12 protein-coding genes are annotated in these 12840 nt (G+C 76.0%); all 12 read left to right on the forward strand.

Features of this window, described 5'->3' with window-relative positions; genetic code table 11:
• Nucleotides 1-41: 41 nt before the first annotated feature.
• Nucleotides 42-1268: a sensor histidine kinase gene (locus ACIF6L_RS01860; RefSeq protein WP_329488333.1), complete on the forward strand. Its 1227-nt coding sequence runs from the start codon at nt 42-44 to the stop codon at nt 1266-1268.
• Nucleotides 1269-1299: 31 nt separating this feature from the next.
• Nucleotides 1300-1989: a response regulator transcription factor gene (locus tag ACIF6L_RS01865; protein WP_329488334.1), complete on the forward strand. Its 690-nt coding sequence runs from the start codon at nt 1300-1302 to the stop codon at nt 1987-1989.
• 193 nt (nt 1990-2182) lie between these two features.
• On the forward strand, nt 2183-3127 hold the full coding sequence (locus tag ACIF6L_RS01870) for a DUF2520 domain-containing protein (protein WP_352286152.1): 945 nt from the start codon (nt 2183-2185) through the stop codon (nt 3125-3127).
• Entirely contained in the window at nt 3127-4035 is a 909-nt protein-coding gene (gene panC / locus ACIF6L_RS01875) for a pantoate--beta-alanine ligase (RefSeq protein ID WP_396485795.1), read from the forward strand. The genes ACIF6L_RS01870 and panC overlap by 1 nt, the downstream gene beginning before the upstream one ends.
• A gap of 100 nt (nt 4036-4135) precedes the next feature.
• Nucleotides 4136-4585, forward strand: coding sequence for an aspartate 1-decarboxylase (gene panD, locus ACIF6L_RS01880; protein WP_329488337.1), 450 nt, complete (start codon nt 4136-4138; stop codon nt 4583-4585).
• Between the two features lie 17 nt (nt 4586-4602).
• Nucleotides 4603-6276 carry an L-aspartate oxidase gene (locus ACIF6L_RS01885; protein ID WP_396485797.1) on the forward strand — a complete coding sequence of 558 codons (1674 nt, stop codon included), beginning with the start codon at nt 4603-4605 and terminating at the stop codon, nt 6274-6276.
• A 4-nt stretch (nt 6277-6280) separates the two neighbouring features.
• Nucleotides 6281-7243 carry a carboxylating nicotinate-nucleotide diphosphorylase gene (gene nadC, locus ACIF6L_RS01890; protein WP_329488339.1) on the forward strand — a complete coding sequence of 321 codons (963 nt, stop codon included), beginning with the start codon at nt 6281-6283 and terminating at the stop codon, nt 7241-7243.
• Between the two features lie 35 nt (nt 7244-7278).
• A complete protein-coding gene (locus tag ACIF6L_RS01895; protein ID WP_352286146.1) occupies nt 7279-8064 on the forward strand; it encodes a type III pantothenate kinase in 786 nt (261 codons plus the stop codon).
• Between the two features lie 323 nt (nt 8065-8387).
• A complete protein-coding gene (locus ACIF6L_RS01900; protein ID WP_396485800.1) occupies nt 8388-9965 on the forward strand; it encodes a peptidoglycan-binding protein in 1578 nt (525 codons plus the stop codon).
• Nucleotides 9962-10657, forward strand: coding sequence for an ABC transporter ATP-binding protein (locus ACIF6L_RS01905; RefSeq protein ID WP_359805163.1), 696 nt, complete (start codon nt 9962-9964; stop codon nt 10655-10657). Before ACIF6L_RS01900 ends, ACIF6L_RS01905 begins: the two co-directional genes overlap by 4 nt.
• Entirely contained in the window at nt 10654-11889 is a 1236-nt protein-coding gene (locus ACIF6L_RS01910; RefSeq protein ID WP_396485802.1) for an ABC transporter permease, read from the forward strand. The genes ACIF6L_RS01905 and ACIF6L_RS01910 overlap by 4 nt, the downstream gene beginning before the upstream one ends.
• Before the next feature lie 99 nt (nt 11890-11988).
• Nucleotides 11989-12717 (forward strand): hypothetical protein, encoded by a 729-nt coding sequence (locus ACIF6L_RS01915; RefSeq protein ID WP_396485804.1) that lies wholly within the window; start codon nt 11989-11991, stop codon nt 12715-12717.
• Nucleotides 12718-12840: the final 123 nt, after the last annotated feature.

Consider the following 12840-nt stretch of genomic DNA (forward strand, 5'->3'; position numbering starts at 1 on the left):
GGCGGACCTGACCACGCTCCGCGACTGCCTACGCTTGAGACGTGCAACGACTCAACGCCTGGCTCCGCCGTCACCCCATGGTGGTCGACTCCGCCTGGGCGGCGATCGTGCTGTTCCTGGGGCTCCTGCCGGACGGCGGCGACAACAGCGCCTGGCGGGCCCCCGCCCAGTTCGTCATCGCCCTGCTCATCCCGCTGCTGATGGTCTTCCGGCGCCGCTACCCCGACGCCACCGTGGCCGCCGCCACCGCGCTGGGGATCGGTCAGATCACGCTGGGCATCCTGCCCGCCGGCTCCAGCATCGGGTACCTGGTCTTCGCCTACACCGGCGCCGCCTTCGGCTCCGCCTGGATCTCCCGGCTGGCCCTGGCCGCCGGGCTGGCGGCCGGACCGCTGACGTACTGGCAGCTCCACCTCAGCAAGACCGTGATCGACCCGAACGGCGACGCCCAGCAGCGCTCGTACAGCCTGGGCGAGTTCCTGCTGCTCACCGCGGCGATGAGCAGCCCGTTCATCCTCTGCTGGGCCTGGGGCCGGCTCACCCGGGTGCGCCGCGCCTACCTGGTCGAGCTGGAGGACCGCGCCGCCCGGCTGGAGCGCGAGCGCGACGCCCAGGCCAAGGTGGCGGTCGCCGCCGAGCGCGCCCGGATCGCCCGTGAGCTGCACGACGTGGTCGCGCACAACGTCTCCGTCATGATCGTCCAGGCCGACGGCGCCGCCTACGTGCTGGACAACTCGCCCCAGCAGGCCAGGGAGGCGCTGGGCACGATCGCCTCCACCGGGCGCCAGGCGCTCGTCGAGATGCGCCGGCTGCTGGGTGTGCTGCGCACCGCGGACACCGCCGAGGAGTACGTGCCGCAGCCCGGCGTCGAGGAGCTGCCCGAGCTGCTGGACCAGGTCCGCACGGCCGGCCTCCAGGTGGACTTCGCCACCTCCGGCGACCCGCGCGAACTGCCGCGCGGCGTCGAGCTGACCGTCTACCGGATCGTCCAGGAAGCACTGACCAACGTCCGCAAGCACGGCGGCCCCGATGTGCACGCCCGGGTCGCGGTCGACTTCGGCGAGCGCGAACTGGCCGTCCTGATCGAGGACGACGGCCGCGGCTCGACGGACGAGCAGCTCGCCGCCGGCGGAACGGACGGCCAGGGGCACGGCCTGATCGGCATGCGCGAGCGGGTCGGCATGGTCAGTGGCAGCCTCGACGTCGGGCCGCGCCCCGGCGGCGGCTTCCGGATCCGCGCCGTCCTGCCCCTCAAGGCAGCACACTGACCCCGTTGCCGCCCACGAACTAGGAGCCACCTTGACCATCCGCGTGATGCTCGTCGACGACCAGGAGCTGCTGCGCACCGGCTTCCGGATGATCCTGCAGTCCCAGGGCGACATCGAGATCGTCGCCGAGGCCGGCGACGGCGCGCAGGCCCTGGAGCGGCTGCGGCACACGCAGGTGGACGTGATCCTGATGGACGTCCGGATGCCCCGCCTGGACGGGGTGCAGACCACCCGCCGGATCTGCCTCGCCGAGGACGGCAGCCCGCTGCCGAACGCGCCGCACGTGCTCATCCTCACCACCTTCGACCTGGACGAGTACGCCTTCGCCGCGCTCAAGGCCGGGGCCAGCGGGTTCCTGCTCAAGGACGTGCCGCCGACCGAGCTGGTGGCCGCGATCCGCGCGGTGCACGGCGGCGACGCGGTGGTCGCGCCGACCACCACCCGCCGAATGATCGACCGCTTCGCCGAAGTGCTGCCCACCGCGGCGAGCACGCCGGGACCGGACACCCTGGGCCCGCTCACCGAGCGCGAGCGCGAGGTGTTCCTGCTGGTCGCCCAGGGCCTCTCGAACGGTGAGATCGCCGCCCGGCTGGTCCTGTCCGAGGCCACCGTGAAGACCCACGTCGGCCGGATCCTGGCCAAGCTCGGCCTGCGCGACCGGGTCCAGGCCGTCGTCCTCGCCTACGAGGCGGGCCTGATCCGGGCCGGCGCCGCGGATTAATCCGCCGTCCGCCCCGGCCGTAGAATGGGCCGGTGCGTCCGGTACCCGCAGAGGACCGGAACGGTAAGAGTGAGGACCAGGGCCGAGCTGTGAGCGAGCGAACCGGGCTCACCGTCGAGAGGTGCGCCATGGCGATTGCCCCCGCCGAGCGCCGGGGTGCCCCCCGGCCCGGGAACGACCCGGAGGTGGCCGCGTGAGCGCCTCCGACAGCGTCGGCCCCGGCCCGCTCGACGACGGTTTCGGCGACCCGGCCGACCCCGGCAACCGGCCGGCCCGGCTCGCCGTCGGGGTGGTCGGCACCGGCCGGGTCGGCCCCGCGCTGGGCGCCGCCCTGCAGCTCGCCGGGCACCGGGTGGTCGCCGCCTCCGGGGTGTCCGCCGCCTCCCGCCGCCGCGCCGAACAGCTGCTGCCGGGCGTGCGGATCGTCACCCCGCCGCAGGTGCTCGCCGCCGCCGACCTGGTGCTGCTCACCGTCCCCGACGACGCGCTGGCCGACCTGGTGGCCGGCCTCGTCGCGACCGGCTCGGTCCGCCCCGGCCAGCTGGTGGTGCACACCTCGGGCGCGCACGGCGTCGCCGTCCTGGAGCCCGCCACCCGGGCCGGGGCGCTGCCGCTGGCACTGCACCCCGCGATGACCTTCACCGGCACCACGGTCGACCTCGCCCGGCTGGCCGGCTGCCCGTTCGGGGTGACCGCCCCCGAGGAGCTGCGCCCGGTGGCCGAGGCCCTGGTGGTCGAGATGGGCGGCGAGCCCGAGTGGGTGCCGGAGGGCGTCCGCCCGCTCTACCACACGGCCCTCGCGCACGGCGCGAACCACCTGGTCACCCTGGTCTCCCAGGCGCTGGAGCTGCTGCGCACGGCCGGGGTCGCCGAGCCCGGCCGGCTGCTCGGCCCGCTGCTGGGCGCCGCCCTGGACAACAGCCTGCGCTCCGGCGACGCGGCCCTCACCGGGCCGGTCGCGCGGGGCGACGCGGGCACCGTTCGGCGCCACCTGGCGCAGCTCAGTACGGTGTCCCCGGACATCCCGGCCGCCTACCGGGCGATGGCCCGCGCCACCGCCCAGCGGGCGCTCGCCCACGGGACGATCGACGAAGCGTCGGCGGCGGCGCTGCTGGACGTACTGAACGAGGAGAACTGATGGCAGCACGCGGCAAGCAGGCCGGCAAGGCCCAGCGGGCACCCAAGGTCCACCGGGCCGTCGTCACCCGGAGCGTCACCGACTTCGAGGCGGCCTTCTGGCCGGACGAGCAGCCGGTGGACAACGCGGTCGTGATGACGATGGGCGCGCTGCACGAGGGCCACGGCGCGCTGATCCGGGCCGCCCGCAAGCAGGTCGGCCGGGAGGGCCGGGTCGCCGTGACCGTCTTCGTCAATCCGCTGCAGTTCGGCGCCGGCGAGGACCTCGAACGCTACCCGCGCGACCTGGAGGCGGACGTCCGGCTGGCCGAGGAGAACGGCGCCGACGTCGTCTTCGCGCCGTCCGTCGAGGAGGTCTACCCGAACGGCGAGCCGCAGGTGCGCCTGGCGGCCGGCCCGATGGGCGAGCGCTTCGAGGGCACCACCCGGCCCGGGCACTTCGACGGGGTGCTGACCGTGGTGGCCAAGCTGCTGCACATCACCGACCCGGACTTCGCCTTCTTCGGCGAGAAGGACGCCCAGCAGCTGGCGCTCGTCCAGCGGATGGTCGCCGACCTGGACTTCGACGTGGAGATCGTCGGCGTGCCGACCGTCCGCGACGAGGACGGGCTGGCGCTCTCCTCCCGCAACCGCTTCCTGTCCGCCGAGGACCGCGAGCACGCGCTCGTGCTGTCCCGGGCCCTGTTCGCCGGCCGCGACGTGGCCGCGCAGGGTCCGCAGGCCGTGCGCGAGGCCGCCGCGGCCGCCCTCGACGCCGCCGAAGGTGTCACCCTGGACTACCTCGCCCTGATCGACCCGCACGACTTCACCGAAGCGGCGGACGACTTCCGGGGCGAGGCGGTGCTGGCCGTCGCCGCGAAGGTGGGCTCCACCCGCCTGATCGACAACGTCCGCATCATCTGCCGCTGACGCGGCGACGCACCACCCGCGGGCCCCCGCGGTCGCACCACCCGCAGGACCGTCCGGCAGCACATTCCCTCAGGCATGCACTCACTGGAGGCGTGACCCCATGCTCCGCACCATGCTCAAGTCCAAGATCCACCGGGCCACCGTGACCCAGGCCGACCTGCACTACGTCGGCTCCGTCACGGTGGACGAGGACCTGCTCGACGCCGCCGACCTGCTCCCCGGCGAGCTGGTCCACATCGTCGACATCAACAACGGCGCCCGGCTGGAGACCTACACCATCGCCGGCCCGCGCGGCTCCGGCGTGATCGGCATCAACGGCGCCGCCGCCCGCCTGGTCCACCCCGGCGACCTCGTCATACTCATCGCCTACGGGCAGATGGACACCGCCGAGGCCAAGGGCTACCTGCCGAAGGTGGTCTTCGTGGACGCCGACAACCGGATCACCGGCATGGGCGGCGACCCCGCCGAGGCCGGGGAGGGCACCGGGCTGCTCCGCGGCGACGCGGCGTACCGTGACGGCAACGGCGCGGCCCCGACCGCCGCGCGCTGAAGGAGCCACTGAACGCCATGCCCGTCACGCACCGCCTCACCGCCCCCGCCCCCGGCTGGACGGCCACCACCGACATCGTCGTGGTCGGCTCCGGCGTGGCCGGACTCACCGTCGCCCTCAACGTCCGCAAGGCCGGCCTGCGGGCCATGGTGGTCACCAAGGCGATGCTCGACGACGGGTCGACCCGCTGGGCCCAGGGCGGCATCGCCGCCGCCCTGGGCGAGGGCGACACCCCCGAGCAGCACCTGGCCGACACCCTGGTGGCCGGTGTCGGGCTCTGCGACGAGGAGGCCGTCCGCACCCTCGTCACCGAGGGCCCGGAGGCCGTCCGCCACCTGATCGCCACCGGCGCCGCCTTCGACCGCGGCGACGACGGCGAGATCCAGCTCACCCGCGAGGGCGGCCACCACCGCCGCCGGATCGCGCACGCCGGCGGGGACGCCACCGGCGCCGAGATATCGCGCGCCCTGGTCACCGCCGTCCGGTCCGACCCGGGCCTGGAGCTGATCGAGCACGCCCTCGTCCTCGACCTGCTCACCGACGCCGACGGCCACGCCGCCGGCCTCACCCTGCACGTGATGGGCGAGGGCCAGCGCGACGGCGTCGGCGCCATCCGGGCCCGCGCGGTGGTCCTCGCCACCGGCGGCATGGGCCAGGTCTACTCCGCCACCACCAACCCGGCGGTCTCCACCGGCGACGGCGTGGCGCTCGCGCTGCGGGCCGGCGCCGAGGTCACCGACCTGGAGTTCGTGCAGTTCCACCCGACCGTGCTCTGGCTCGGCCCGGACGCCGAGGGCCAGCAGCCGCTGGTCTCCGAGGCGGTCCGCGGCGAGGGCGCGCACCTGGTCGACGGGGACGGCACCCGCTTCATGCTCGGGCAGCACGAGCTGGCCGAACTGGCCCCGCGCGACATCGTCGCCAAGGCCATCACCCAGCGGATGCAGCTCCTGGACACCGACCACATGTACCTGGACGGGCGGCACTTCGGCGCCGGGATGTGGGAGGAGCGGTTCCCGACCATCCTCGCCACCTGCCGCGCGCACGGCATCGACCCGGTCGCCGAGCCGATCCCGATCGCCCCGGCTGCGCACTACGCCTCCGGCGGCATCCGCACCGACCCGACCGGCCGCACCACCGTCCCCGGGCTGTACGCCTGCGGCGAGGTGGCCTGCACCGGGGTGCACGGCGCCAACCGGCTGGCCTCCAACTCCCTGCTGGAGGGCCTGGTCTTCGCCGAGCGGATCGCCGCCGACCTGACCGCCCGGCACCGCGCGGACGAACTGCCCGAGCGCTCGGTGGACGTCGCCGCCGCGCGGGCCGCCCGCCCGGTGCCGCTGCCCGCCCCCGAGGCGCGGGCCGAGATCCAGCGGCTGATGTCGCGCGGCACGGGCGTCCTGCGCTCGGCCTCGTCGATGGCCGGCACGGCCGCCGGACTCGCCCTGATCGCCGAGCAGGCCCTGGCGCACGTCGCCGAGGAGAAGCCGGCCGACCCCCGGGTGGAGACCTGGGAGGCCGCCAACCTGCTGCTGGTCGGCACCGCCCTGGTGACGGCCGCCGCCCGGCGCGCCGAGACCCGCGGCTGCCACTGGCGCGAGGACTTCCCCGAGCGGGACGACGCCCGCTGGCAGCGCCACCTGATCACCACCCTGACCGCCTCCGGCGACCTTGTCAGCACCCCTGAGGAGCAGTAGAACCATGACCCACTCCCACGAGGAACTCCCGATGGCCGGCGGTTGCGGCGACGGCTGCGCGTGCGGGGACGGCGAGGGCTACGAGACCGGCCTGGACCCGCGGCTCGCCGAGCTGCTGGAGGAGGCCGGCCTCGACCCGATCGAGGTCGAGGACATCGCCACCCTGGCGCTGGCCGAGGACCTGGCCGGCGGCGAGGACGTCACCTCGGTCGCCACGGTGCCCGCCGACGCCGTCGCCACCGCCGACTTCACCGCCCGCGAGGCCGGCGTGGTCGCGGGCCTGCGGATCGCCGAGGCGGTCGTCTCGCTGGTCTGCGAGGAGGAGTTCGAGGTCGAGCGGCACGTCGAGGACGGCGACCGGGTGGAGGCCGGCCAGGTGCTGCTCTCCGTCCGCAGCCGCACCCGCGACCTGCTGACCGCCGAGCGCAGCGCGCTCAACCTGCTCTGCCACCTCTCCGGCATCGCCACCGCGACCCGCGCCTGGGCGGACGCCCTGGAGGGCACCGGCGCGGTGGTCCGCGACACCCGCAAGACCACCCCGGGCCTGCGGGCGCTGCAGAAGTACGCGGTCCGCTGCGGCGGCGGCGCCAACCACCGGATGGCGCTCTCCGACGCCGCCCTGGTCAAGGACAACCACGTGGTCGCGGCCGGCGGCGTCGCCGAGGCGTTCCGGGCCGTCCGGGCCGCCTACCCCGACCTGGCGGTGGAGGTCGAGGTGGACACCCTGGAGCAGATCCCGCCGGTGCTGGAGGCCGGGGCCGACCTCGTCCTGCTGGACAACTTCACGGTGCCGCAGCTGAAGGAGGCCGTCGAGCTGGTGGCCGGGCGCGCCCGGCTGGAGGCGTCCGGCGGACTGACCCTGGCCAGCGCGCGCGAGGTCGCCCAGACTGGGGTCGACTACCTGGCCGTGGGCGCGCTCACGCACTCCTCGCCGATCCTGGACATCGGCCTGGACCTGCGCGCCTGATCACCTCTGATCACCCCTCACGCAGAAGGCACCCCATGCTGCTCACCATCGACGTCGGCAACACCCAGACCACGCTCGGCCTGTTCGACGGCGAGGACGTGGTCGAGCACTGGCGGATCTCCACCGATCCGCGCCGCACGGCCGACGAGCTGGCGGTGCTCCTGCAGGGTCTGATGGGCTCGCACACCGCGGTCAACGAGGCCGCGGTGGAGGGCCTGGCGATCTGCTCGTCCGTCCCCTCCGTGCTCCACGAGTTCCGCGAGGTGACGCGCCGTTACTACGGCGACGTCCCCGCGGTGATCGTGGAGCCGGGGGTGAAGACGGGCGTGCACGTCCTGATGGACCACCCCAAGGAGGTCGGCGCCGACCGGATCGTCAACGCGCTGGCCGCCAACCACCTGTACGGGGGCCCGTGCATCGTGGTCGACTTCGGCACCGCCACCACCTTCGACGCGATCAACGCCCGCGGCGACTACGTGGGCGGCGCGATCGCCCCCGGCATCGAGATCTCGGTCGAGGCGCTCGGCGCGCGCGGCGCCCAGCTGCGCAAGATCGAGCTGGCCCGCCCGCGCAACGTGATCGGCAAGAACACCGTCGAGGGCATGCAGTCCGGCATCCTCTACGGCTTCGCCGGCCAGGTCGACGGCCTGGTCGACCGGATGGCCAAGGAGCTCGCCAAGGACCCGGACGACGTCCAGGTCATCGCCACCGGCGGACTGGCCCCGCTGGTGCTCGGCGAGGCCGGCACCATCGACGTCCACGAGCCCTGGCTGACGCTGATCGGCCTGCGCCTGGTGTACGAGCGCAACCGGCCCAGCTGAGCCGGGAGTTCGCCGCACCCACCCGGCGCCGCACGGCCCGAACGGGACATTCCCCCGCAGTTCCCCGCAGCCGCCCCGCCGTTGCGGGCGAACCCGGCCGGCGGGCCCCCGCGCTGTGTTAGTTTCACGCCCCGGGACGGGGCAGCACGCCCGTCCCGCGGCCGGGGGGACCGGCGGGCACCGGGGGGTGCGGGCGCGCGTCCGGCCCGCCCGACGAGCCCGCCCGCCCAGGCCGAGGCACTGCCGCCCCGTCACGTACGGGGCGGGCGAACCGTACGGGGCCACTCGGTCGGGCGGCCCGGAAGCCGGATCGAGGGTGGGGCGTGTCGATCGTCGAAGGGTCCGGGGCCGCTCAGGACGACGGCCCGGCCACCGGCCCCGGGGCGCCGCCGCCGGGCCCCGGCGGGTCGGTGCTGCGCCGCCGCGGGCGGCTGCTGCTGGCCGTCACGCTGGTCGCCGCGGCCGTCTCGGGGGCCGGGCTGGCCGCCTCACTGGTGATCAGGTCGCCCGCGCAGGCCGCCGCCGAGAGCGAGCCCCCGCCGCCCGACGTCCTGACGGCCACCGTGGAGCAGCGCGTGCTGACCGACTCGGTGGTGCTCCGCGGCCAGGTCGGCGCCGGCCAGACGGTCGAGGTGGCCCCGGCCGGGAGCGGCGGTCCGGCCGGCGCCAAGCCGGTGGTCACCAAGCTCCCGGTGCGGACCGGCGACCAGGTCGCGGCCGGGCAGTCGGTGCTGGAGGTCTCGGGGCGGCCGGTGTTCGCCCTCCGCGGCGGCCTCCCGGTGTACCGGGACCTCCGGCCGGGCGCCACCGGGCAGGACGTCGAGCAGCTCCAACAGGCCCTGAAGGAGCTCGGGTTCGGCTCGGACGGCGACCCCGCGGGGCGCTACGGCGCGGCCACCGGGGCGGCGGTGACGGCCTTCTACGCCGCCCGCGGCTACGACCCGCGGCCGGCCTCGCCGGACGGCGACGCCCAGGTGTCGGCCGCCCAGGACGCGGTGACGGGCGGCGAGCGGGCCCTGGCGGACGGCAGGGACGCGTTGAAGGCCGCGCAGAAGCGGCTCGACGACGCGCTGGCCGCCGAGCGGGCCCGGTCCGCCGCGCCGACGCCCGGCGCCCCGGCCGGCGAACCGGCCGGCGCCCCGGTAGGCGAGAGCCCGGTGGACGCGGCCCGCACCGCCGTCGAGACCGCCCGCAAACAGGTGACCCGGGCCGGCGAGGACCTCACCGGGCTCCGGAAGAAGGCCGCCGACGTCCGGGCCACCGTCGGCCCGATGGTCCCCGCCGCCGAACTGCTCTTCCTCACCGGCTTCCCGGCCCGGGTGGACGGCGTCGCCGGCCGGGTCGGTGGCGAGGTCACCGGCACCGTGCTGACCGTCTCGGCCGGGGCGCTGGTCGTGAAGGGCAGCCTGACCGCCCCCGACAAGGGTCTGGTCCGCCCGGGCCAGCAGGTGGAGATCCTCTCCGAGGTGACCGGCACCACCGCGACCGCGACGGTGACCGCGGTGGCCGACACCCCCGGCGAGGGACCCCCGTCCGGCAGCGGCACCGGCACCGCGCCCGGCGGCGGCGGCGCCCGGCAGCCCGGCACGGACCGGACCGGCTACCCGCTGGTGGTCGAACCGGACGCCCCGCTCGACCCGAGGCTGGCCGGCCAGGACGTCCGCCTCACCGTCCGGGCCGCCTCCTCGGCCGGTCCGGTGCTGGTCGTCCCGCTCTCCGCCGTCTCCGCGACGGCGGACGGCCGGACGGTGGTGACGGTGTACGAGGGCGGAGGGCGCCGACGGGTCGAGGTGACCCCGGGCATGGTCGGCGGCGGCAGCACCGAGGTCCGCCCGCTGGCCGGGGGCGCGCTCGGGCCAGGCGACCAGGTGATCGTCGGGGTCCGGGCGGGCACCCGGTGAGCGCCCCGCTGGTCGAGTTCCGCCGGGTCGGCCTGACCTACCCCGGACCGCCGCCGGTCACCGCCCTGGCCCCCTGCGACCTGGCCGTCGACCCGGGCGACTACGTCACGGTGACCGGCCCGTCCGGCTCCGGCAAGTCCACCTTCCTCAACATCGCCGGCCTGCTGGACGCCCCCACCACCGGCCGGTACCTGCTGGACGGCGTCGACACCGGCCCGCTCGCCGACGGCGACCGCACCGCCCTGCGCGGGCGCCGGATCGGCTTCGTCTTCCAGTCCTTCCACCTGCTCCCGCACCGCAGCGCGGCGGAGAACGTCGCGCTCGCCCTGCTGTACACCGCCGCCCGGGGCCGCCGGGCGGCGGCCGAGCGGCGCGAGCGGGCCCGCGAGGCGCTGGTCCGGGTGGGCCTCGGCCACCGGGCGGACGCCCTGCCGTCCCGGCTCTCCGGCGGCGAGCGCCAGCGGGTCGCGATCGCCCGCGCGCTGGTCGGCCGGCCGGCGCTGCTGCTCTGCGACGAGCCGACCGGCAACCTGGACACCGCCACCGCCCGGTCCGTCCTCACCCTGCTGGACGACCTGCACGCGCAGGGCCTGACCCTCCTGCTGATCACCCACGACCCGCAGGTGGCCGCCCGCGGCCGGCGGACGGTGGCGATCCGCGACGGGGTGCTGCGGGAGGTGGGCGCCGGATGAGGCGGCGCGGCCGCCCCCGCTCCGTCGAGCCCACCCGGCTGCTTCCGCGGGACCTGCTCGCCGAGGCCCTCGCCGGCGTGCTCCAGCGGCCCGCCCGCTCGGCGCTGACCGCGCTCGGCACCGTCCTCGGGGTCGGCGCCTTCGTCGCCGTGCTCGGGCTGACGGCCACCGCCTCGGCCCGGATCGACTCCCGTTTCAGCGTGCTCACCGCGACCGAGGTGAGCGTCGAGGACACCGGCGGCCCGCGACCGGACCTCACCCCGCTCTCCTTCCCCGCCGACGCCGACGCCCGGATCCAGCGGCTGAACGGGGTCGAGGCGGCCGGCGTCTACTGGCCGGTCCAGCTGCCCGCCGGGTCGGTCCGGGCCGCGCCGGTGGGCCGGCCCTCCGGCGGCGAGCAGGCGACCGTGGTCGCGGCCTCGGCCGGCGTCCTCACGGCGGCCGAGCCGCACCTGGCCGAGGGCCGGACCTTCGACGCCTGGCACGACACCACCGGGCGGCAGGTGGCGGTGCTCGGCTCCGCCCTGGCCGCCCGGCTCGGGATCGGCACGCTCGACACCCAGCCCGCGGTGTTCCTGGCCGGCCGGCCGTTCACCGTCATCGGCATCGTCGACGACGTCCGGCGCCGGCCCGACCTGCTGCTCTCGGTGGTCGTGCCGCGCGGGGCCGCCGCCCGGCTCTGGGGCGGCCCCGCCGGGGACCGCGCGAAGATGCTCGTCGCCACCAGGATCGGCGCCGCCCGGCAGATCGCCGACGAGGCCGCGCTGGCGCTGGACCCGGCCCACCCGGAGAACTTCACCGTGACGCCGCCCCCGGACCCGCGCACCCTGCGCTCGGGCGTCACCTCCGACCTCGACCGGCTCTTCCTGCTGCTCGCCGGGATCTGCCTGGTGATCGGGGCCGTCGGGATCGCCAACACCACCCTGGTCGCGGTGCTGGAGCGGACCGGTGAGATCGGGCTGCGCCGCGCGCTGGGCGCCCGCGGCCGGCACATCACCGGCCAGTTCCTCTGCGAGTCCGGCTCGCTCGGGCTGCTGGGCGGCCTGGTCGGCAGCTCGCTGGGGGTACTGACGGTGCTCGGCGTGGCGCTGGCCCGGGACTGGACCCCGGTGGTGTCCCCGGCGACGGTGGCCGCCGCCCCGCTCGCCGGGCTGGCCACCGGGCTGCTGGCCGGTGCCTACCCGGCCTGGCGCGCGGCCCGGATCCAGCCCGCCGAGGCCCTGCGGCGCTGAACGGGCGGTCGTTCGTCCACCGGACATTCACCGGGCCAAACGTGGGGGATCGGCGCGACGTTACCGACAAATCGGATATTCCTCACGTAGTGTCAGCCCATGCCTACGCCACACGGATCGCGCGGCGGCATGGCCTTCAGCGCCGACGAAGTCCGCGTGCTGCGCCGCGCCCTCGCCCAAGCCCTGCACCCCGCCGTCCCCGTCCACTTCCAGGTCTCCGACCGGCTGCCGTTCGCCGGCTCGGGCGCCGAGCTGTGGGCGGAGGACGTCCAGGACGCCCTGCGCCTGACCGAGGCGATCGACGAAGCCGTCCAGGAGGGCGGCCGGCTGCGCGCCTTCCTGCTCGCCGACCTCGGCCGCTACCGGGCGGCCCTGCCCGGCAGCGCCGCCGGCTACCTGGAACGCCTGGAGGAGGCGGTGGCCGACGGCTACCTCCCCGCGCCCGAGGACCTCACCGCGCTGCGCGGGCTGACCCGTCAGCCGTGCGGCCAGACCGAGCGGACCCGCCGCTCGCGGCTGGCCGGGCGCTGCCACGCACTGGCCGAGGCGGCCGTCCGCGAGCGGCTCGCCCTCACCACCGGCCAGCGCCACCTCGTCGCCGTACCGAGCCCCGCCGCACCCCCGAGCAGTCTCCCCACCCCTGTTGGAGGACGGATCCCGATGAGCAGCACCGAGCCCGGCCCAGAGCAGCCCGACGCCCCCCAGCCCCGTCCGCACCGGATGCCGACCCCCGCCGAGCTCTTCGGCCGTCGCCCCCGGCCGCCGGCCCGGCCCGCCCCGCCCGCCACTCCCGACGAGGAGCTGGAGCTGGCCACCGGCACCGGCTGACCGCCCCGCCCCCGGAGGGGGAGACCGCACCGGCGGTCTCCCCCTCCGGCGTGCGGCCGACGCCGCGAGCGGCACGGCCAACCCGTGGCGGAGCGGCGGTCCGGGGCTGGCTACCCTGGGGGG

This window comes from Kitasatospora sp. NPDC086009 (assembly GCF_044540385.1).
GTDB lineage: Bacteria > Actinomycetota > Actinomycetes > Streptomycetales > Streptomycetaceae > Kitasatospora.